We start from the raw sequence: 21,281 nt of genomic DNA, 5'->3' as shown, positions 1-21,281 counted from the left end.
GGCGCCAATCAGTCGGCATGACACTGCATTTTGATCTCGCGCAAACATTGCCCGATGCCATCCCCGTGCCCTCCCGCCAGGATGCCAACTGCTGCGGGCGATGCGATGTGCGTACCCGCGCGATTTGCGCGACGCTGGAAGAAGACGAGCGCGCCGCGCTCAACCGGTTGGGACGCCGGGTGTCGATCAGCGCCGGGCAGACGGTGATGTGGGAAGGCGATGACGCCACCATCGTCGCGAACGTCATCGAGGGGACGTTGAAATTATCCGCGTCGACCGGAGACGGGCGCGAGCAGATCGTCGGCGTCGTCTATCCGTCCGACTTTATCGGTCGCCCGTTCGGCCGCAATACGCCCCATAGCGTCACGGCGCTTACCGATGCGCGTTTGTGCCTGTTCACCCGTTCGGCCTTTGACGGGTTCGCCCGCGCCCATCCCGAACTTGGCCATCGCCTGCTTCAACGGACGCTGGATGATCTGGATCGGGCGCGCACCTGGATGCTGCTGCTTGGTCGCAAGACCGCGCGCGAGAAAATCGCGACCTTCCTGCTCGATATGTCTCGCCGCCTGGCGAGCGAGGGCGCCGCTCCGCTCGACAGCTTCGCGCTTCCGCTGTCGCGCCAGCAGATCGGCGACGTATTGGGCCTGACCATCGAAACGGTCAGTCGCCAGATGACCGACATGAAGCGTGCGGGCATCGTCGCGCTGCCCAACCGGCGCACGGTCGACATTCTGGATCGTGATCGCCTGGCCTGCTGCGCCGAAGCGGCCTGATCGGCCTGTTCCAGCGTCGGCTACAGCGCGATGATTTTGGGTTCCACGATATCCGTCCGTGCTGAGTGGAGACTGAGCTTGTCGCAGGCTCCTATCGAAGCATCGCGCCCAAGGGGGCGCCATCACACGCTAGGGATATTCCCGTACAGACCCTGACCTTCCCTTTTGACAGAGGTCAACGACAGCCGATGTCCGCCCATGCAGGCGGGACGGCAAGGATATCTCCTGGGGGATAGGCATGGAACAACTGGTCATCAAGGCGGGCGGATGGTTCGCGCTCGCCTTGGTCGCGACGGCGGCGGCGGCGCTGGCGGTCGATAGCGGCTTTGCCGCGCACATGACGATCATAGCCGCCACGGGCCTGCTTCTGGCCTGGCTTACCGTCAGCCGCGCCGATTATGGTGCGATCCTGCGGGGGGCGCTCAAAATGCCCGACCAGGGGCGTTATGATGACGACATGATCCGCTGGGGCGTCATCGCCACCCTTTTCTGGGGGCTGGCCGGCTTTCTTGCGGGCCTTTATATCGCGCTCCAGCTGGCTTTCCCGGCCCTGAACCTGGGCATCGAATATACCAGCTTCGGGCGATTGCGGCCGCTGCATACATCGGCGGTGATCTTCGCCTTTGGCGGCAACGCGCTGATCGCGACCAGCTTCTATGTCGTGCAGCGCACCTGCCGCGCGCGGCTCGCCTTTCCGACGATGGCCCGGTTCGTGTTCTGGGGATACCAGATGTTCATCGTGCTGGCCGCGACCGGCTATCTGCTCGGCATTACCGAGGGCAAGGAATATGCCGAGCCGGAATGGTATGTCGACCTGTGGCTGACGGTCGTGTGGGTCTGCTACCTGCTGGTGTTCGGCGGGACCATCCTGAAGCGGTCCGAACCGCATATCTACGTCGCCAACTGGTTCTATCTGGCCTTCATCATCACCGTGGCCATGCTGCACATCGTCAACAATCTGTCGATGCCGGTCAGCCTGTTGGGCTCCAAAAGCTATAGCGCCTTTGCGGGGGTGCAGGATGCGCTGACCCAATGGTGGTATGGCCATAATGCGGTCGGCTTCTTCCTGACCGCCGGTTTCCTGGCGATGATGTATTATTTCGTGCCGAAGCAGGCGGAACGGCCGGTCTACAGCTATCGCCTGTCGATCATCCACTTCTGGTCGCTGATCTTCCTCTATATCTGGACGGGTCCGCGCTCGAACGGCTGGCGGAGGTCGATCGGGTGATTTTCGACAAGACCGGTACGCTGACGCTGGGGCGCCCGGAACCGATCAATGTCGCGCAGCTGACACGGCAGGAAAGGTCCATCATCCTGGCGCTGGCCCGCGCCAGTCGCCATCCGCTCAGCATCGCCCTGGCCGCAACGCTCCAGCGTCAGGGGGTTGTTGCGGCGGTCGTCGATGATCTGGTCGAACGGCCAGGAGTGGGGGTGCGCGGCACTTGCGATGGATGTCCCGTCGCATTGGAGCGGCCATCGGGCGCGACCGCATGGGCCGGGCTGGCGAGCGAGTTCATCTCTGGATCGCGCCGAACGCTCCTGACCTTTGCCGATGCGATGCGCCCCGATGCCGTTGCGACCACGGCCCAGTTGCGCACCATGGGGCTGGAACCCATCATCGCCAGCGGCGACCGTCCCCAAGCGCTTTACGACATCGCCATCGCCACCGACATGCTGGCGACCGGCCGGATGACGCCGCAGGCCAAGCTCGCCATGATCGAACGGCTCAAGGCCCAGGGCCATCGCGTCCTGATGGTCGGCGACGGACTGAATGATGGTCCGGCGCTGGCCGCCGGGCACGTCAGCCTGGCCCCGTCGTCGGCCAGCGATGCGAGCCAGCTGGCTGCCGATGCCGTGTTCCTGGGCGACAGCCTGGCCCCCGTCGCCATCGCCCTGCGGACCGCGCGGAGGACGCTGGCGGTGGTGCGGCAGAATTTCGCGCTGGCGGTCGGCTATAATGTGCTGGCGGTGCCGCTCGCGATTGCGGGCATGGTCACGCCGCTGGTCGCAGCGCTTGCCATGTCGGGATCGTCGATAATCGTGGTCGCCAATGCGCTGCGCTTGCGGAGTGCCGCGACGTGATCGGCCTCACGGTCCTCATCCCCATAGCCCTGCTGTTGGGCCTGATCGGACTTGCCGCCTTTTTCTGGGCGTTGAGCGCGGGCCAGTTCGACGATCCCGATGGCGCGGCGCTACGTATTCTCAATGATGAGGATTAGGCGGGGCGTCCGGCCGGCTGATCTGTTCGCGCGGATCGGCCGGTCACGCACATGCCCCCCGATCGGCTCTTGGGAAACCGACCGGGGGGGGCAGGCAGCAACCAGGGGGGGCTACAGCGCGGCATTCAGACATGTGTCGACTTCCTTGAGATAGTGCCTGATCCGGCATTCGGACTCGCCCAGCCGGTTTCCGTCATAGCTTCTGGAGCGAATCCCCCGCTGCACCATCGGCAACCGTTCGACATCCTGGGCGAGCACGGTGCCCCACTCTTCCAGCTTCGTCGGATAGACACGGGCCGGGCGGCTGGTCCCGGTCCATCCCTTTTCCGCCGACACGGCAAAGGATGCGGGATCCATGACATGCTGTTCGGGATCGCTGACCGGCAGGACAAGGCTCAGCGCCCGATAAACGCATTTTTCAGGGTCGGTCGCGTGCGGCACCCAGCTCTGGATGAGCAGGCTGTGCGAAAATACATTGAGCGTGACATTGGGGAACAGGTGATAATTCCAGTCGTCGGTCACCTGCCCGTCGGTAAGACGATCGAACAGGTCCGAATGGCCATTCCGCTGCGCCCATTTGCGCAGGGTGTCGGCAAAGGCGACGCGATAATCCCCGCCGCCGATCGTGCGGTAATCGTCATTATTTCCTCCGAAGAATGCGATAAAGCCTTTCAGCGCATCGGTAACGATGCTGGGGTCGGCAGCGCGGTCGCCCGAATATCCTGTCGGTATGATCATCCGGCTGACGCCATGATCGTACAGATCATATTGCGTTTTCAGCGTCGATGTAATGGGGATCACCTGTGGATGGGTGTCGTCGGAATGATAGAATTCGATGAACGCTTCCAGAGCGGTCTTCCAGTTGGCGTCGATCGTGCCCTGGACATCGCTATATATCCGCATTTTCGAAAAATCGTAATTTTCAAGATGCGGTACGACCACTCCCAGATGCTCCTTCAACGGGCGCGCATTCGCATCCATATTGATGAAGACGAGGTCGCTCCAGATTTCGCAGCGCACCTCTTTCAGGGATTCCGCACCACATAGGGTTTCCGCATGGAAGGTGTGACGATCCTTGATCGCCCGGAGGCTTCCGTCGAGATTGAATCGCCACCCGTGAAACTTGCAGTATAGCGAAGCGCCATCGCCGATATTGCCGAAATCGTCGGTTACGAGGTAATTGCCCCGGTGCGGGCAGATATTGTAGAATGCCTGGATGCGATCCGGAGCCGATTTGACGATTACGAAGGACTCGCGGCCGATGTCGAAACGCACAAAGTCCCCGACCTTGGCCAGATCCTGAGTCGCCGCCGCCCAGCACCAGGTCCTGGTCCACAGCTTGTCCCATTCACGCTCCGCCTCCTGCCGGTCGAAATAGCGCTGCGGCGCAATGATCCCCGACCCCACATCGCGGTACGGCGCCTTTGCCGACGGGTCGTCTCCGGTAGCCTCGGGATAGATCACATAGCCCTGTTCAAACGTATATTCCCCGTCCATCACACCCTCCAAAGATCATATCCGCGGTTGCTGGCATCAACCTGCTCATGTCGCAGGAGACAGCCCAACGGCTCGAAGGTCTTTGATCGGGGTCAAATGCTCTCGAGATTTTTCGGCCCGCGCATCAGGAGGGGGGTGAAGCGGCGATCGTCGATTGCTTCCCGCACCCGCGAATTCGGCCGGATGGGAACGAGCGGCTACCCCCTGTTGGGGTTTTATCGATGCTCGATACCGGCCGCCTCCGATTCCTGTTCGCTTGCCGGAGCGGCAAGCATGGTTGCATGCCAGCGGACATGTTCGGGCATGAACGTCGATATGAAATAATAGCTGTGGTCGTATCCTGGCTGCATCCGGATCGTGGCGGGCTGGCCGGCCCTGTTGCACGTCTCGGCGAGGAGGTGGGTCTTGAGCTGCTCTGCCAGAAAATCGTCGGCATCGCCCTGATCGACCAGCAGAGCAGGTAGTCGCCCGCCGTCCTCGATCAGCGCGCAGGCGTCATACGCGCGCCAGGCGTTGCGGTCGGGACCCAGATAACCGCCCAGCGCCTTTTCGCCCCAGGGACAGTTCAGCGGGCTGACGATCGGGGCGAAGGCGCTGACCGATCGGAAGCGGCCGGGATTGCGCAGCGCGATGGTCAGCGCGCCATGCCCTCCCATGGAATGACCGGTGATCCCTTGCCGGGACATATCCACGGGAAACTGTGCCGCCACCAGGACGGGCAATTCCTCCTCGATATAGTGTCGCATCCTATAGTGGGTCGCCCACGGCTTTTCGGTTGCGTCGACGTAGAACCCCGCGCCCTGCCCGAAATCATAATCATTGTCATCGGCGACCCCGTCGCCGCGCGGTGACGTGTCCGGCGCGACGAAGACGACCCCCCGTTCGGCACAGGCGGCGCGGAATTCCCCTTTTTCGGTGACGTTCGCATGAGTGCAGGTCAGCCCCGACAAATACCACAGGACCGGCAGCCTCTCACCGGGCGCGTGGTCGGGAACGAAGACGGAAAAGGTCATCGTCGTGCCGGTAGCGGCGCTCTTGTGGCTATAGACCCCCTGGGTGCCGCCGTGGCTGTGGTGGGTGCTGACCTGCTCCATGTCCGTCCTGTCGATCAATCCAATCCGTACGCGCCAATTCTGTTGCCCGTCACATCGCGAAACGATCTGGAGGCCCAAAGGTCGCTCGCGCCGGTGCGGCTAAGCGATCGCACGGCGTTACCGGGCATTATCGCGATGGTTCTTCCCCTCGATGCAATGGCTGTCAGAACACCACCACCGATCGAATGCTTTCGCCGGCATGCATCAGGTCAAAGCCCTTGTTGATCTCGTCGAGCGTCAGGACATGGGTGATCATCGGGTCGATCTCGATCTTGCCGTTCATGTACCAGTCGACGATCTTGGGCACGTCGGTACGCCCCCTGGCGCCGCCGAAGGCCGAACCTTGCCAGACCCGGCCCGTCACCAGCTGGAACGGCCGCGTCGAAATCTCCTTGCCCGCTTCGGCCACGCCGATCACGGTGGAGACGCCCCAGCCGCGATGGCAGGCTTCGAGCGCCTGGCGCATAACCTCGGTATTGCCGGTGCAATCGAACGTATAGTCCGCCCCGCCGTCGGTCATCGCGACCAGGTCGGCGACGACTTCGGCGGTGCTCTTGCCGCTGGGGTTATAGAAATGGGTCATGCCGAACCGCCGGCCCCATTCGGCCTTGCCTTCGTTAAGGTCGACGCCGATGATCTTGTCCGCGCCGACCAGCCTGGCGCCCTGCAACACGTTGAGGCCGATACCGCCAAGGCCGAAGACCACGACGTTGCTGCCCGGCGTCACCTTGGCGGTGTTGATCACCGCGCCGACCCCCGTCGTCACGCCGCACCCGACATAGCAACTCTTGTCGAACGGCGCGTCCTCGCGGATCCTGGCGACCGCGATGTCAGGGAGCACGGTGAAGTTCGAAAAGGTCGAACAGCCCATATAGTGGAAGATCGTTTCCCCCTTGTAGGAGAAGCGCGACGTGCCATCAGGCATCAGTCCCTGCCCCTGCGTGGCACGGATCGCGGTGCACAGGTTGGTCTTGCCCGAAAGGCAGCTTTTGCACTGCCGGCATTCGGGCGTGTAGAGCGGAATCACATGGTCGCCGGGCTTCACGCTGGATACCCCGGCACCCACGTCGCGGACGATGCCCGCGCCCTCGTGGCCCAGGATCGAGGGGAAGAGGCCTTCGCTGTCCAATCCGTCGAGCGTGTAGGCATCGGTGTGGCAGATGCCTGTCGCCATGATTTCGACCAGCACTTCGCCGGCTTTGGGGCCGTCCAGATCCAGTTCGACGATCTCCAATGGTCTCTTGGGCGCAAAGGCGACGGCGGCGCGGGTCTTCATGGCTTTCTCCGTGGAATTTCTGGCTTGGCGATTGCCTTTGGCCGGGGCTGGCTCGAATTACGAACATTATCGACATTCCCGATCGGTTTGCGCAACCGCAAAACAGCCGGGCCGCGCGCCGCGGCCTGTCAACTCGTCGCCAGCAGGGTTCGAGATCAGCTTTCCGAAACGAACTTCACGTTGAGATAGGCTTCCAACCCCTCGCTGCCGCCTTCCCGTCCGTGACCGCTTTCCTTTATGCCGCCAAAAGGCGTTTCGGTGGTGGACACTGAAAAGCCGTTGATCCCGACCATGCTCGCCTCGATCCCCTCCATCAGCGCGGCGATCTCGGCGCGATCCTGGCTGAAGCCATAGGCGGCAAGGCCCGCCTCGACGCTGTTGGCGCGGGCGATCGCGTCGTCCAGGTCGGCAAAGGGCGTGACCGGAGCGATCGGGCCGAATGTCTCGCGGACATGGAGCAGGGCATCGGTGGGAACCCCGCTGATGACAGTCGGGGCAAAGAAATATCCGCGATTGCCGATGCGGTGCCCGCCGCATTCGACCGTTGCCCCGCGGGCGCGCGCGTCGGCCACGGCGTCCTCCATCGCGGCGACCCGGCGCGCGTTTGCGAGCGGCCCCATGGCGACGCCTTCGTCCAGGCCGTCACCCACGGTCACCGCCGCCGCCGCTTCGGCGATGCCGCGCAGGAAACGGGGATACAGGCTTTCATGGACGAAGAAGCGCGATGGCGCGACGCATACCTGACCGGCGTTGCGGAACTTGGCCGCAGCCGATGCCCTGATCGCCGCGGCGAGATCGGCCTGTGCCGTCACGATGACCGGCGCATTTCCGCCCAGTTCCATCGTCGTGCGTTTCATGCCGTCCGCTGCCAGGTGCATGAGGTGCTTGCCGACCGGGGTCGACCCGGTGAAGCTGATCTGGCGCACCGCGCGCTGGGCGATCAGGTGACCGGAAATCTGGGCGGGGCGCAATTCCTTCAGACCCGACAAAGAATAAGGTCGGCGGCGTCCTGGGCGACGGCATCGCCACGCCGTCGCCGACAGCTGGCGGTCCGTCGACCATCCAGCATGACGGCTATATCGACATCGCGGGGAAGGCGATGCCAAAGACCTTGCCATGTCGCGCTCCGTGCACGGACCAGCGTCCAGCGATCGCCCGACGACGATGCCAGACAGGCTGCGGCGCGGGCCGAGCGGTCGCCCGCCGTCGAACCCTGGTTCAGCTCATGCCGATGCCGGTGATTTCCTCGGTCAGGGTCTGTCGCGAGCGGGCGCGATCGACGAAATTGGCTTCGTCATCGGTTACCCACCGCGTGAATTCGGGATCGGCGGCGATGCGCATCAATTCGGCCAGCGCCGCTTCGTCCCTGATCGTATAGACCGACACCGCGTCATAATCGACGCCGCCATCATGTGCGGGGGCCTGGTCGGCATCGGGCCGTCCGACATAGAAATTGATATGGTTCTGCGGATAATAGCGCCTGGACTGGGTGAACAGATGCCCCACCCATTTGGCGACCGTGGGGATGTGGACGGTTTCATAATGTGTCCGGAACTCTTCGAACGATACGTCATCCTTGCGCTTCATGAACATCATCAGTTTCTGCATCGGGTGCCTCCTCATCGCGCCGGGCTGGAGCGCCGGCCAATTATTGCCATCGGCCCGGTCCGCCCCATCATTGCGGGTACGGAACGATCCTCGGCCCATTCGTCGGGGCTACAGGCCAATATATGCGGCTCGTCACGGTCCATGAATGGACGCCGCGTGCCCTCGCTCGCCTAGATATAGTCCTTGAACGCGGTCGTGTAGCCCGAGAAGGTCTGGGCGATCTCGGCATCGGTGCTGCCGACATCCTCGGCTGAATATCTGGCTTCGCCATGCTTGCCTTTGGGATTGTCCGCTTCCCAACCCCGGATCGCCGACAGCGCGTTCGGCGACAGGTCGATGCCGGCGAATTCGTAAACGGTGCGCGCGACGGCCTGACCGTCCCGGACGACATCGCGAAACGCCAGGTCCAGCACCTGGATATGGGGATTGCGCGCCCGCCACGCCATGTGCCGGTCCATCGCGGACGACAGATGACCGAGCATCTTCGAAGCGAACATATGCCTGTTGTCCAGGTCGGAAAAAATGCCCCGCGACGCCATCACCGTGCTGGTCACCGAAGGAACGCACTTCACCGGGTCCCGATGCGTGACGATGAACCGGGGATTTTCGTACGCCGCGGTCAGGAAATCTTCCTGGCCCAGATGGTTGGGATCCTTGAACAGCCATGGCTTGGGCGGCGACCCGTTCTGCCATTGCAGATATTTGATGATGGAAACGAGATAATCATAGGCTGGCTGGAGATCGGCCTGTGCGATCCACGCGGCAAAGCTTGGCGCGTCATACATGCCGAAGATGGCCGGATGGCGATATGTCGCCTCCATCAGATAGCATTCCTCCTCCGGCTCTTGCGCATGCAACGGGTGGCCGACGAGCATGTCAGGCGATTGCCGATACATCCATGCCTCATAGTCCCTGACGTCCTGGATGCGCTGGCCGACGCCGCCGTCGCTGGCTCCGGGCACGCGGGCGAACTTCATCGTCTGCCAGAATTTCAGCGTCTGGAAGTCGCCCGTCGCTCCGAGCATGCGATGAAGCTTGGTACTGCCGGTGCGCGGAAGCGACAGAATGATCAGCGGCGATACTATCTGTTCTCGGGCGATTTCGGGATGGGCCGCCAGATCCGCCGCGAACCACAAACGCTGTACCAGCAGGTCGACGAATTTTTCCTGCAATTTCGACCGGCAACCGTCGCGAATGGCGGCCTCGCGGTCGATCGCGTCGACCAACAGGCAAAATCCCTCGCGAAAATCGTCAGGCCCAAAATCGGTCAGGCCGGTCCGCGCGGACGCCACGCGCAATAATTCGGACGCATCCATGGCATCTCTCCCATATTGTGCCGCATGCCGGTTCGCCGCACGCTCTAGTTGACTGCTACTAGGTACTAAAGCACCCAACGCCGTCAAGCTAATCCTGTCAGGATGTCGGTGCGAATGTGCGCGCGCTACGCTTTACGAGCAATAACAACCGGTTGTGCATTTATACAACAGTCGATCCGCATTTGTGCTGGCGTCGCCTGCTACGCCTTGCGGCGGCACGATCGGGCCAATAGGAGAGTAGCGACTTCATCCTAGACGCTGGCCCGACCGCCGTGCCGACGGATGACAAGTGTTCGACCAATGCCGGCATCGATGCCGGCAATAATTCAAGGGAGAAAGCCATGAGGAAAATAGGCCCATTGTCAGTTGCGTTGAGTGCGCTGCTTGCATCGACCAGCTATGCACAGACGCCTGAGGGCAGCGCGGTCACGACGGCCAGCGACGTTGCTCAGGAGTCCGGCGACATCATCGTCACCGCGCAGCGCAAGTCGGAAAGCCTTCAGAATACCCCGATCGCCGTAACCGCGGTGAACGCCGAGACCGTCCAGACCCTGGGCTTGACCCGCGCCGTCGACGTCGCCTCGATCACGCCTGGCGCCAGCTTCACGACTACCCAGGGCTTTTTCGCACCGCATATTCGCGGCATCGGTTCCGATTTCGTGTCGGTCGGCATCGAAACCCCCGTCGCCATTTACGAAGATGGCGCATATCTGACGCGCACCTTGACCGTGAACGAAATCATCGACAATTTCGACATCGGCAGCATCCAGGTGCTGCGTGGTCCGCAGGGCACGCTTTATGGCCGCAACGCGACCGGCGGCGTCATCATCATCAACAGCGCCGATCCCACGGACCAGTTCGAAGCCCGCGTGCGCGGCGAGCTGGGCAATCTGGAGCATCGCTCATTGGCCGGCATGCTGAACATGCCGCTCGGCGAGGACCTCGCCCTGCGCGTTACCGGCGGCTATAAGCATGATGGCGGTTTCGTTCGCAATCTCAACACCGGCGACAAGAATGCCGGCGGATCGCGCACCTACAATATCCGCGGCAAGCTGCGCTGGCAGCCGGGCAATGCCGATATCATCCTGGGCGGTCAGTTCTACGACACCAAGGCGTATCTGGGTCCGCTCGCGGCTCTGGAACGCCGGGACGATACCTGCTTTGCCTGTAATATCAATCCTGCGGTGCTCAAGCCCAATGTCGGCTATTATGACACCGAAGGCTTTACGATCATCCAGCCGGTTCGCACCAAATATTACGGCGCCAATCTGAACATGACCTTCGACATGGGCAGCTTCACCCTGTCGAGTGTCACGACCTTCCGCCAGCAGAAAACGGTCGACAGCTCTTCCGATCAGGATCTTACGCCGCTGCCCTTGTTCGAATTCTCGGTGCCCCGGTCCGGCGGCAAATCCTACACGCAGGATCTTCAGGTTTCTTCAAAGCTGGACGGCAGGTTCAATTATCTGTTCGGCCTGAGCTATCTGTACGACAAGGGCTATTTCAATCCCGCGTTCCTTGGGGAGTTTTTCGGTGGCAGCACAGATCCTGACACCGCTGCCGGCTTCAAGAATACCGCCATCACGGAATCCTACGCCGCGTTTCTCGAAGGCTATTACGAGTTGACTGACCAGTTGAAGGTGACTGTTGGCGGCCGTTATACCTATGAAGAACGTAAGGCGATCGGCGACAATTCCGCTTTGATCGGCGTGCCTGGTTCGACGTTCAGATTGAGCAACAGCCAACGCGCTTTTACGCCGCGCTTCGTCCTCGCGTGGGATAATGGCCCGACCAATATCTACTACAGCTTCACGCGCGGTTTCAAGGCGGGCGGCTTTCCTGGGCCTTATGCGTTCCCCGTCAACCCCGTTCAGCCGGAAAAGATCTTTAGCCACGAAGTCGGCGTCAAGCAGTCGATGGCTAACAACCGCATTCGCCTGAACGCTGCGGTCTTCTACGCCAAGAACAAGAACCAGCAGGTTCAGACGCTTGACCTGAACTCGGGCGGCACGCTCACGGGCAATGCCGGCGCGATGGAAAATTACGGTGTCGAGGTCGAGGCCCAGTTCACCCCGGTCGACGGGTTCAACCTGGGTCTGAGCGGCGCGTGGCAGCACGCCCGTTACGAATCCTTCCCCAACGCCTCGCTCGTCTGCTATGATCCCACCCGGACCAACCCTGCTCTTGTACCGGGAGCCACCTTGTATCCGTGCCCGATCGATCTGTCGGGAACAAAGCCGCCGTTCGCGCCGACCTGGTCCGGCTCCGCCAATGCCAGCTATAATTTCGCGATCGGATCGTGGACCGCGCAGCTTGCTGGCCTGGCGACCTATCGTTCGGCGATCGACTTCCTGCCTGGCGCCGGCGGCCAGCTGGGCGCAGACCGCGACAACAAGCTGATCGTCGTCAACGCCTCGGGCTATATCAGCCCTCCGGGTGACAATCTGCGCGTCGGCTTTTACGCGAACAACCTGTTCGACAAGAAATATCCGTCCTACATCCAGACGGGCCAGCCCTATGGCGTGTACAAGAACGTAGCGCGGCCTCGCACCTACGGCCTGCGCGTCGAATATATGTTCTAGGAACTGGCCCCGTTGACGGGACCAATTCAACGAAAGGGAAACTCACGGCACTTTATCGTGCCGTGAGTTTTTTCTTGTCCGACATTGGCCGACACTGATCGTCGGCGCCTGCTCAAGCGGGCGTCGTTGCCTTTTCCGACATCGTCATCCGGTTTTTCACGCTTGGCCGTTCCTGCATTTTGGCGTGCCATGCCACCAGCGCATCGCATTCCGCCGGCACGGGCACGTGCAGCAGGCCGGCGAAGATCATGCCGGCGATGACGGTGATGTCCGCCATCGAGAAGCTGTCGCCGGCGACAAAGGGTTGACCTCTCAATATGCCGTCGAAATAGCGCATGCCCCGCAGCGCCTTGTCGCGCTGATACATGCCCCATTCCGCATTCTGATATAGTTCGACATGGGGGCCAAGCCCCGGCGTCGCGTGGTGGAAATAGATGCTGATCGCGTCGAGCAACTCCAGTTCGGCGCGCTTGTTCATCATGTGGATCAGACCCTGTTCCAGCGGCGTTTTACCGGTGAGCACGGGCGCGCTGTCGAGCGTGTCGAGATATTGGGTGATGGCCGTGCACTCCGCGATCAGCGTCCCGTCGTCCAGTTCGAGGACCGGCAACGTCCCGGAATAATTTTTGGCAAGGAATTCGGGCGTCTTGTGTTCGCCCTTTTGCAGGTCGATCGGCACGAATTCGACGCGCGATTGCATGGTCTTTTCGGCCAGGGCGATGCGCACGCGGGCAGGGTAGGGACCGATCGCTGCGTCGTAGATCTTCATGACAACTCCTATCTATCTGCCAGTTGATAGAATTATCTAGGACCGGCATGATTGCAGCGTCAACAGCTATCTGCCATTTGGCAGGCAACGGGTTCAGCGAGGCTGTCGGAAATGAATGCGAACACCAAGGAGCTTATCCTGGCGGCGGCACGGCGCACCGCGCAGGCACGAGGCTATGGCGGATTGAATTTCCGTGATCTTGCGGCGGACGTCGGGATCAAGGCGGCGAGCATCCACTATTATTTCCCGAGCAAGGCTGACCTTGGCGCAGCGGTGGCCAGGCGATATCGCGAGGACAGCGAAACGGCTCTGGAAGCGTTGTCGGTCGAGATGCACGATCCCGTCGCGAGCCTGCGCCTCTATCCCGACATGTTCCGCCAGGCTCTCGAAAACGAAAATCGCATGTGCCTCGTCGGCTTCATGTCAGCCGAATATGACGCTCTGCCGGACGCCGTGAAGAAGGAGGTTCAGGCCTTTACCGATGTCAATGTGGCGTGGATCGGCCGGCAATTGTCGGCAGCATCGCTGGCCACCGCCGAAGAAAGCGTAGCGAGGGCGCGCGCCATCTTCTCCGCCATCGCCGGAGCGCAGCTCATGGCCAGAAGTCGGTCGGACATCGCGTTCTACGACGGCGTGATCGACAGCTATCGCAAGTCGGGCCTCTTGCCTTCCAAATCCGCTGCCGCCCCATCCTGAACACAGGCTCGTGCCGGGCGGATAATGGCAGGCGCGCGGCAGGCGATGGCTGTCATCGTCGGCTGGCCCATGCAAAACGCCCCGCTCATTTGCCCGCGAAGCGGGGCCGGCGCTTTTCCGTCACGGCCTGCACGGCTTCGCCGAAATCGGACGTCGACAGCGTCACGCCTTCATAAGCGACGCCGGCTTCGAAGACCGAACTGAACAGCTGGCGCAGCGCAATGTTGGTCACCGACTTGGTGTAGCGAATGGCCGATTTGTCCAACAGCTTGTAATGGCCGAAATTCATGCGCTTTCCCCCGCGGGCCGGCCCCGGCCTTGCGATATAGCCTATGGCGCGCCGCGCAAATGATCGAGCGCATGGATCGCGAGATGCGGAACGAACCGCCGCCCTGGATGATCGGGCGACGGACGGAGCGCGGGCAGCCGTTACAGCTTGGGGCGAATGGCGATGCGCCACATATGCGGCAGGGGTGAATGCGATCGCAACACCGTGTCGACGAAGTGAGGCACGCGCGCGGAATCCGCGCATGGCAATATCCACTCGCCATCGCCTTCTTCCGCCGCCTGCCAGGGCCCGCGATAATCAGGCCGAACACGTGCCGATCTTTATCGTGGCATCCAGGACATTGCGAGCGCCGCCTTTTTCGTTTTCTCCACCGCAAAGAGTGCGTTCAGAAGGGCGGTCAGCCGCGGATCAGTCCCGTACCAGTTGGGGTTGAGCATTCGATTAGGGGTATAGGAAACGCCCAGGCGGCGCGCCGGATCGGCGAATGCCGTGCTGCCCCCGAACCCGCAATGACCAAAGGAGTCCGGGTTGGATCCGAACCTGGTTTGATCGAGGCGAAATCCTGCCGCGTATCGGCCCAGCTCGCCATGTGTCTGATTCACGCCGGCGATGCGTGCGCGGATGGCCTGTTGCAGCGTCGCCTGGCTGATCAGAGGCGTAACGCCCGGCTGGTCGGCCCGAACGAGATGGGCGTACAGCCTGGCGAGGTTGCGGGCATTTGACGTGCCGCCCGCACCAGGAATCCCATGCCCACGACCTTTCGCCTGATCTGGCCCCCAGAGGCTTGAGCCTGTAATGGCCGACGCTGCCAATGCCGCCGGATTGGGAGAGTCAAAACCCAGACCGTTGGGATCCATCGCCGACACCATCGTGGCGGCGCGACGCTCTTCCTCGGCTGGAAGACCCATGAAGGCATCGATGCCAAGTTTGGACGCAATTTCCTCGGCGAAGAAACGGCTGACCGTTCGGCCATCGGTTCGCCGGACAAGCTCATCCGCAAGCGTTCCAAAGGTCAACGAATGATAGCCAAAGACGCCCGGTCGGAAAAACGGTTCCTGCGCGGCGAGCCTGGCGGCAAGCGCCTTGTGTTCATAGAAATCCTCAACCGTAGCCGGATCGCGGGGCCCCGTGAGTCCGGCCTGGTGAGACATGAGTTCCCCGACGGTGACTGCGCCCTTACCCGCCGCGGCGAATTCCGGCCAGTAGGTCGCCACGGGGGCTTCGTAGTCGAGCTTTCCCCTGTCCACCAACATCGCGATGCACATCGAGGTGAGGCCCTTCGTGGTCGACATGAGCGTGTAGAGCGTATTCTGGGCAATCGGAATCGTCCCGGCTTCGTCTGTGCTGCCGCCCCACAGGTCGACCAGGGGCACGCCGTCCCGATACACGGCGAAATGGGCGCCAAGCTCCTTGCCCGACGCGAAATTCTCCTCGAAAGCGGCGCGGACAGGCTCATATCCTGGCGCAACGGTGCCATGGACCGTGCTGCGCAGGCTCCGGTTGCCTGCGGCGCCTTCGGCCGGCTGAGCGGCCATGGCCGCACCGGCCAGCGGCAGCCCGGCTGCGCCGGCGATGATATCCCGGCGGGACAGAAAACCCGATCCCATATTCTTTCTCCTCAGTTTTGTTCTTCACATTTCAGGACCCACTGAAGTCACTTGGGGGGCGCCATCTTAGGGTCTGGCGTCATCCTATCGGCGAGGTTGCGATTGGGCCAGCGACAAGAATGGCAGCTACCATCCAACGGACCCACGCGACCCACCATGCTGTCCAATTCGGCATGGCGGCAGGCGCGTCACCCCTGCCTTCAGCCGACCGCATATCAGGCCTGTTCCTCTTTCCAATCATGCGCGTGATGCACGGGCGCACGACCGCCAGGCCCGTCCTGGGGCGAACGGATCGACATCCCGCACATTTGCGCCGGGGGCGGCCCGTTACGCGACCGTCGCCATGGCGGCCGCGACCTGGGCCGAATCGAAATAATCCCGCCAGTGGGTGATCAATCCGTCGCGCAGCTCGAATATGCCCATGACCGGGAATTCCAGCCATTTGCCCTTTATCAAGAAGCGGTCCAGTCTTTCGGTCATGACCGCGCCGTCGGCGCCTTGCGCCATATGATAGACGCGCCAGTCGATTTCCGCCGCGTCGCCGATGAATATCGCCAGGCCCTGCCGGATAGCGTCATGCCCGACGAGCGGGTCCCAGGGCATGTTGTGATAGACGCAATCGGGGGCCATGGCCGCCAGGATCGCTTCCAGATCGCGCGCGCTCCAGAGCGCGATGAAGTCACGGACGATCTCGATATTCTGTGCCATATGCTTTCGCTCTCCCATGTCCCGCTTCACCATCGCGCGCGCCGTTGCAACAATGCGCGCTTGCCTTCCACGGCGTCGTTCCTTGCATGATTGTGCGGGCAATTAAAGAATTGTCCATATGCAACTCAGGGGCGAATTCGGGTTGGTCGAAAGCGGCGCGGCCACATCGTCGTGCGCTCTGATCGCCACAGGCGCGCAGCCGGTTGCGGATCAGTCATGCGGGTAAAGGCCCCGTTGCATACTGTCCCAATCGATCGACTGGACCTCATCGGTATGCACGTCGAAACCGATGAGCGGCGCTGACCCGAACGCCGTGGTCAGCGCCGTATCGGTCGCATCGCGTCCCCGCGCCATCAGGATGCGGCCGATCCGCGGGCGATTATGGCGCGCGTCATATATGTACCAGCCGCCGTCGATATAAACGTCGAACCAGGCGCTGAAATCCATCGGCGCGTCGACCGCCGGCACGCCGATATCGCCGAGATAGCCGGTGCAATAGCGCGCAGGTATGTTCATGCAGCGGCACAGCGTGATCGCCAGATGGGCGAAATCGCGGCATACGCCCTGACGTTCCTGATAGCCGTTCCACGCGGTCTTGTCGGGTCGCGCATGATGATAGCCGAACTCGATATGCTGATGGGTGAAGTCGACGATCGCTTCCACCCGATCGCGCGCCGACATTATATGGCCGAACTGGCTCCATGCGACATCCATCAGCCGGTCGGTTTCGCAATAGCGGCTGCCCAGCAGATATTGCAGGATATCGTCGGGCAGCGCCTCGACCGGCATCTGGGGGCCATCGGGCGCCCGTGCGTCCGCTTCGCCATTATCCTCGATCACGAAATCACACGACAGCGTGACGCCGCCCGCAGGCGCCGTCAGCCTGGTGCAGATATTGCCGAAGCCATCCTCATAATTGTAGAGCGGGACATCCGGGGACGCCTCGATCCGCTGCGGCGTCTGCAAATCCTTGTGCCGCGAGGGATGAATGCTCAGCAACGCCAGCATCGGCGTCGGAATATTGGCATCGAAACGGATCGAATAGCCCGCGCGTATCAGCATCGATGAGACTTTCTGCTTGTGCCGGCAATGCGGCTGTTGACGGCCCCTTGATCGGGGAGGGGAAGCGGCCCGGTCGCGGCACTGACATCGACTTCGACCCGCATGCCCAGAAAGCTGCGGGGGAAGCCGGCCCAGGTGCCCGACAGGGGAATGGCCTGATAGGGATCGCGTGCGACGGCGACGCGGATGAGGCCGCGATTGCCGATAATGCCGTTGGTCGGATCGAATTCGACCCATCCCGATCCGGGCAGGAAAATCCTTACCCACGCATGGGTGTTGCCGCCGCCCAGATTGCCTGTCTCGCGCGAGGGGTTATAGACATAGCCCGAAATGAAGCGGGCGGCGAAGCCCAGCGCCCGCACCGCCTCGATCATCAGCACCGCGAAATCGCGACAGGTCCCCTGCCGCTTGTCCAGCGTCTCTATCGGCGTTTGCGTGCCCTTTTCGTGACGCGCGACATAGGTGAAGTCATGCTTGATCCGGGTCGCGATATCGGTGAGCAATCCGACCGTGTCGGTCGCGCCATCATCGCGCACGAAGGCGCGCGCCCAGTTGTCGACCACCCGGCCGGGATCGTGATGCTGGCGCTCGATCGACCGGAGCAGGTCGGGCATGTCCTCCGACGAATAGGTGAAGGGGAACAGCCGGGCATAATCCTCGACATCGACCTGCGCCTGCGCCAGCGGCGCGTGGTGCAGCACCACCTCGCTTTCCACCGTCAGCGCCGTCGCGCGCCTGTCGAACTGCGCGATCGCCACCGAATTGCCGAACACATCGTGCAACCAGCGCAATTCGCGCGGTTCGGGGACTACAGTCAGCCGTGCCTCGACAAGTCGCTGGTCGAAACTTTCGCGCGGACGCATCATGATGCGATGTTCACCGAAGGATACCGGCTGTCGATAGCTGTATTCGGTAAGATGGCGGACCCGAAGCAGGGGCATGAAGCGTTGATCCGATATGAAGATAGTGCAGCAGCATATGGGAACGGGCGAAAACATGCTCGGGACAGATGATCCCGATCCTGTCCTGCTGCATAACGCAGCGGGTCGGTCGGCGTTCCTGCTGACCGGGGATCATGCCGGAAATCATGTTCCCGCGCGCCTTGGCGATCTGGGGTTGCCGCGCACGGAGCGGGACCGGCATATCGGCTGGGACATCGGCATTGGGCCGCTGGGCCGGATGCTGGCCGACCGGCTCGATGCGCCCTTCGTGTCGCAGGCCTATTCGCGGCTGGTGATCGACTGCAATCGCGACCCGGCTTCGCCAGAGGCAGTGCCCGTGATTTCCGACGGCACGGTCATCCCCGGCAATGAAGGGATGGACCAGGAAGGCCTGGCCGATCGGGTCGCGGCGATCCATGCGCCCTATCATGATGCGATCGCTCGGATGGTCGCTGCCCGCGCGGCGGCGGCCAGGCCAGCCCTGTTCATCGCGCTGCACAGCTTTACGCCTGCTTTGGGGGGAGTCCGCCGCCCCTGGGACGTTGGCGTCCTCCACTGGACCGGGGACAGGCGCTTTGCCCTCGCGCTGCTTGCGCAATTGCGCGCGGTGCCGGGGCTGTGCGTCGGCGACAACCAGCCCTATCGCATGGATGCGACCGATTACAGCGTTCCCCGGCACGCGATCGCCGCGGGTCTGCCCTATGCGGAAATCGAATTGCGGCAGGACCTAATCAGCGACAGGGCAGGGCAGGTAAAATGGTCCGGTCAGTTGGCCATCGCTCTGCGAAATGCCCTGGATCGGCAGGATGTTTGACAGTTGGTCGAACAATTGTCTTGCGGCCGACTATGATATTCATCGCCGGTCATCCATTGTACCGTAAAGTGCCGATGCAAAGATCAAATGTATCGGCTGCCACACCATCGTCCTGGGCGAAACCCCAAAAGCTCACTTGCATAATGGCGTGTCCTGATAGAAGAAGAAGCGATATTGCTTGCGGCAATGCTGTCCCTTCTCTCCCTCCTTCAGTTTGAAAGTTCAAATCATGTCCGATGTCGTAAAGCCAGACCTGACCACCCTGACCGTCGATCTGCTCGCGGCCTATGTGACCAATAACAGCATTCCCAGCGAAGATTTGGCGAAGTTGATCGAAGCGACACATGCTGCCCTGGCCGCGACCTTGACGGGATCGTCGCCCACGCCCGAAGTACAGCAATATGTTCCGGCGGTCAGCGTCAAGAAAAGTTTGGCCAGCCGCGACTATCTTGTCAGCATGATAGACGGGAAGCCCTACAAGACGCTCAAGCGCCACATCACGTCGCATGGCCTTACAGAAGCCGAATATAAGGAACGGTATAAATTGCCGTCCAACTATCCCATGGTTGCGCCATCCTATTCGGACCTGCGCCGCGCCGCCGCCGCCCGTATCGGCCTTGGCCGCCGCCCCGCGCCGGTCGCTTCCAGCCCGGCGCCGGCCGTAAAGGAAAAGTCCGGCGGAAAAGCGCGCGGTGGCGGCGCTGCCAAGGCGGCCGCGCCCGGTTCAGGCGAAGCGCCGCAGAAGAAGGCGGCGCCGTCGCCGGCCGCAGCCAAGGCCGAACGGAAGGGGCAGCGCACGTCACGGTCGAAGGAGGCGGCCAGGCCATCGGCGCCATCGGTCGACAAGCCGCGCCGGGGGCGTCCCAAGCTGAAGATCGTCGCCCCTGACGTCTAGGACATTGTGCGAATAATCGGCATCTCCTGACTTCCGTTCGGGCTGAGCGAAGCGATCGGCCAAGGCCCAGCGGTCATGATTAAAGGCTCGATGCTAAGGCATGGAGTGTTTGACAGGTCGCGAAGCCGTGTCAGGATATACGGTGCGCCGGCACGGGACTTCAGGAGACACGATGTCCGAATTCATCAAGACGAATGTCGACAATGGCGTGCTGGAAATCATCCTGTCCCGGCCGGAGCGCAAAAATGCCATCACAGCCGAGATGTACGAGGCGCTGGCTGCGGCGTTCGAAGGCGCGGAACGCGACCCGGCCATAGGCGTGATCGTGATCCTGGGTGGCGACAGCGTCTTTACCGCCGGTAACGATCTGGTCGATTTCCAGACCAATCCGCCCACAGGCAGCGACAGTCCGCCATTCGTCTTCATGCGCGCGATGGTGCGGTCCACCAAGGTCGTCGTCGCCGGCGTCATCGGTTCGGCCGTGGGCATCGGCACGACCTTGCTGCTGCATTGCGACCTGGTCGTCGCCGGCAGCAGCGCCAGCTTCGTGGTCCCGTTCGTCAATCTCGGACTCGTGCCCGAATTCGCCAGTTCGCGGTTGCTGCCCGCCATGCTGGGCCGCCAGCGCGCCGCTCGCCATTTCCTTCTGGGGGATCCCTTCGATGCGGACACGGCACTGGCCTGCGGCATGGTGTCGCAAGTGGTCGATGACGAACAGGTGAACGCCCTCGCGCGGACATATGCCCGGCGGCTGATGGAAAAGCCGCCTCATGCGCTGGCCCGGACCAGAGCCATGATCATTCCCGATACTCAGGAGATCGAGGCGATCATCGGCCATGAAGGGGCGATTTTCGCCGAGGCGCTGAACGGATCGGAATTCGCCGAGGCGGCAACGGCATTTTTCGAGAAGCGCGCACCCCGCTTCATTCGACCCGCAAAGGGCTAGGTCGCACAGGAACGCCGATCCTTTCACTCTTTGACCGGCCTGATCCTCGGTCATCCCGTGCATAAGGCAAGCGGACCTGGACCGGCTTGCGACGCAGGCGGCCGCCTTTTTTTCAAGCCGGCCATGGCGGTCCTTCGCGACCATTTCGTTTCATAAGAAAACGCAGAAACATTTTCGACCGGGCGGGCC

21 protein-coding genes and 1 pseudogene are annotated in these 21,281 nt (G+C 62.1%); 10 read left to right on the top strand and 12 right to left on the bottom strand.

The window, feature by feature from the left end; genetic code table 11:
• Positions 1-17 precede the first annotated feature (17 nt).
• The 4 genes and pseudogenes from WG908_RS15085 to ccoS all read left to right on the top strand — a co-directional run bounded on the left by WG908_RS15085 (position 18) and on the right by ccoS (position 2,992).
• On the top strand, positions 18-773 hold the full coding sequence (locus WG908_RS15085) for a Crp/Fnr family transcriptional regulator (RefSeq protein ID WP_340187336.1): 756 nt from the start codon (positions 18-20) through the stop codon (positions 771-773).
• Positions 774-1,011: 238 nt separating this feature from the next.
• Positions 1,012-1,968: pseudogene (locus tag WG908_RS15080) on the top strand (cbb3-type cytochrome c oxidase subunit I); the annotation flags it as partial.
• Between the two features lie 29 nt (positions 1,969-1,997).
• Positions 1,998-2,855 (top strand): HAD-IC family P-type ATPase, encoded by an 858-nt coding sequence (locus WG908_RS15075; protein WP_445326731.1) that lies wholly within the window; start codon positions 1,998-2,000, stop codon positions 2,853-2,855.
• Positions 2,852-2,992: a cbb3-type cytochrome oxidase assembly protein CcoS gene (gene ccoS / locus WG908_RS15070; protein WP_340187335.1), complete on the top strand. Its 141-nt coding sequence runs from the start codon at positions 2,852-2,854 to the stop codon at positions 2,990-2,992. The genes WG908_RS15075 and ccoS overlap by 4 nt, the downstream gene beginning before the upstream one ends.
• 111 nt (positions 2,993-3,103) lie before the next feature.
• Here ccoS and WG908_RS15065 read toward each other — a convergent pair whose 3' ends face one another.
• The 6 genes from WG908_RS15065 to WG908_RS15040 form a co-directional block, all read right to left on the bottom strand.
• A complete protein-coding gene (locus WG908_RS15065; protein WP_340187334.1) occupies positions 3,104-4,489 on the bottom strand; it encodes an aromatic ring-hydroxylating oxygenase subunit alpha in 1,386 nt (461 codons plus the stop codon).
• Between the two features lie 215 nt (positions 4,490-4,704).
• Positions 4,705-5,583 carry an S-formylglutathione hydrolase gene (fghA, locus tag WG908_RS15060; protein WP_340187352.1) on the bottom strand — a complete coding sequence of 293 codons (879 nt, stop codon included), beginning with the start codon at positions 5,581-5,583 and terminating at the stop codon, positions 4,705-4,707.
• A gap of 163 nt (positions 5,584-5,746) precedes the next feature.
• Positions 5,747-6,859 (bottom strand): S-(hydroxymethyl)glutathione dehydrogenase/class III alcohol dehydrogenase, encoded by a 1,113-nt coding sequence (locus WG908_RS15055; RefSeq protein WP_340187333.1) that lies wholly within the window; start codon positions 6,857-6,859, stop codon positions 5,747-5,749.
• Between the two features lie 155 nt (positions 6,860-7,014).
• Positions 7,015-7,848: an aldehyde dehydrogenase family protein gene (locus WG908_RS15050; protein ID WP_340187332.1), complete on the bottom strand. Its 834-nt coding sequence runs from the start codon at positions 7,846-7,848 to the stop codon at positions 7,015-7,017.
• A gap of 229 nt (positions 7,849-8,077) precedes the next feature.
• Positions 8,078-8,467, bottom strand: coding sequence for an EthD domain-containing protein (locus WG908_RS15045; RefSeq protein ID WP_340187331.1), 390 nt, complete (start codon positions 8,465-8,467; stop codon positions 8,078-8,080).
• Between the two features lie 170 nt (positions 8,468-8,637).
• Complete coding sequence (locus WG908_RS15040) at positions 8,638-9,783, bottom strand: sulfotransferase family protein (RefSeq protein WP_340187330.1); 1,146 nt, start codon at positions 9,781-9,783, stop codon at positions 8,638-8,640.
• Positions 9,784-10,124: 341 nt separating this feature from the next.
• Between WG908_RS15040 and WG908_RS15035 the strand changes: the two genes are divergently transcribed.
• Positions 10,125-12,365, top strand: coding sequence for a TonB-dependent receptor (locus WG908_RS15035; protein WP_340187329.1), 2,241 nt, complete (start codon positions 10,125-10,127; stop codon positions 12,363-12,365).
• Between the two features lie 112 nt (positions 12,366-12,477).
• On the opposite strand, the gene WG908_RS15030 is transcribed toward WG908_RS15035, so the two are convergent.
• The gene (locus WG908_RS15030; RefSeq protein ID WP_340187328.1) at positions 12,478-13,134 is read right to left on the bottom strand and encodes a glutathione S-transferase; all 657 of its coding nucleotides are present in this window, start codon (positions 13,132-13,134) and stop codon (positions 12,478-12,480) included.
• A 111-nt stretch (positions 13,135-13,245) separates the two neighbouring features.
• Here WG908_RS15030 and WG908_RS15025 point away from each other — a divergent pair, with 111 nt between their 5' ends.
• On the top strand, positions 13,246-13,830 hold the full coding sequence (locus WG908_RS15025) for a TetR/AcrR family transcriptional regulator (RefSeq protein ID WP_340187327.1): 585 nt from the start codon (positions 13,246-13,248) through the stop codon (positions 13,828-13,830).
• An 85-nt stretch (positions 13,831-13,915) separates the two neighbouring features.
• Here WG908_RS15025 and WG908_RS15020 read toward each other — a convergent pair whose 3' ends face one another.
• Both WG908_RS15020 and WG908_RS15015 read right to left on the bottom strand, forming a co-directional pair.
• On the bottom strand, positions 13,916-14,119 hold the full coding sequence (locus WG908_RS15020) for a Clp protease/crotonase-like domain-containing protein (RefSeq protein ID WP_340187326.1): 204 nt from the start codon (positions 14,117-14,119) through the stop codon (positions 13,916-13,918).
• Positions 14,120-14,439: 320 nt separating this feature from the next.
• On the bottom strand, positions 14,440-15,507 hold the full coding sequence (locus WG908_RS15015; protein WP_340187325.1) for a serine hydrolase domain-containing protein: 1,068 nt from the start codon (positions 15,505-15,507) through the stop codon (positions 14,440-14,442).
• 6 nt (positions 15,508-15,513) lie between these two features.
• Here WG908_RS15015 and WG908_RS15010 point away from each other — a divergent pair, with 6 nt between their 5' ends.
• The gene (locus WG908_RS15010) at positions 15,514-15,771 is read left to right on the top strand and encodes a hypothetical protein (protein ID WP_340187324.1); all 258 of its coding nucleotides are present in this window, start codon (positions 15,514-15,516) and stop codon (positions 15,769-15,771) included.
• A gap of 282 nt (positions 15,772-16,053) precedes the next feature.
• Here WG908_RS15010 and WG908_RS15005 read toward each other — a convergent pair whose 3' ends face one another.
• The 3 genes from WG908_RS15005 to WG908_RS14995 form a co-directional block, all read right to left on the bottom strand.
• Positions 16,054-16,434 (bottom strand): limonene-1,2-epoxide hydrolase family protein, encoded by a 381-nt coding sequence (locus WG908_RS15005; protein WP_340187323.1) that lies wholly within the window; start codon positions 16,432-16,434, stop codon positions 16,054-16,056.
• A 210-nt stretch (positions 16,435-16,644) separates the two neighbouring features.
• The gene (locus tag WG908_RS15000) at positions 16,645-17,496 is read right to left on the bottom strand and encodes a transglutaminase-like domain-containing protein (protein ID WP_340187322.1); all 852 of its coding nucleotides are present in this window, start codon (positions 17,494-17,496) and stop codon (positions 16,645-16,647) included.
• Positions 17,490-18,437, bottom strand: a complete 948-nt coding sequence (locus WG908_RS14995) for a transglutaminase family protein (protein WP_340187321.1) — start codon at positions 18,435-18,437, stop codon at positions 17,490-17,492. Before WG908_RS14995 ends, WG908_RS15000 begins: the two co-directional genes overlap by 7 nt.
• Before the next feature lie 16 nt (positions 18,438-18,453).
• On the opposite strand from WG908_RS14995, the gene WG908_RS14990 reads away from it, so the two are divergent.
• The 3 genes from WG908_RS14990 to WG908_RS14980 all read left to right on the top strand — a co-directional run bounded on the left by WG908_RS14990 (position 18,454) and on the right by WG908_RS14980 (position 21,092).
• On the top strand, positions 18,454-19,251 hold the full coding sequence (locus WG908_RS14990; RefSeq protein ID WP_340187320.1) for an N-formylglutamate amidohydrolase: 798 nt from the start codon (positions 18,454-18,456) through the stop codon (positions 19,249-19,251).
• Between the two features lie 229 nt (positions 19,252-19,480).
• Positions 19,481-20,146, top strand: coding sequence for a Ros/MucR family transcriptional regulator (locus tag WG908_RS14985; RefSeq protein WP_340187319.1), 666 nt, complete (start codon positions 19,481-19,483; stop codon positions 20,144-20,146).
• A gap of 172 nt (positions 20,147-20,318) precedes the next feature.
• Positions 20,319-21,092: an enoyl-CoA hydratase gene (locus tag WG908_RS14980; protein ID WP_340187318.1), complete on the top strand. Its 774-nt coding sequence runs from the start codon at positions 20,319-20,321 to the stop codon at positions 21,090-21,092.
• Positions 21,093-21,281 lie beyond the last annotated feature (189 nt).

Source organism: Sphingobium anseongense (genome assembly GCF_037725245.1).
Classification (GTDB): domain Bacteria; phylum Pseudomonadota; class Alphaproteobacteria; order Sphingomonadales; family Sphingomonadaceae; genus Sphingobium.
The sequence above is the reverse complement of the archived record's forward strand: the minus strand, read 5'-3'. Positions and strand labels throughout refer to the sequence as shown.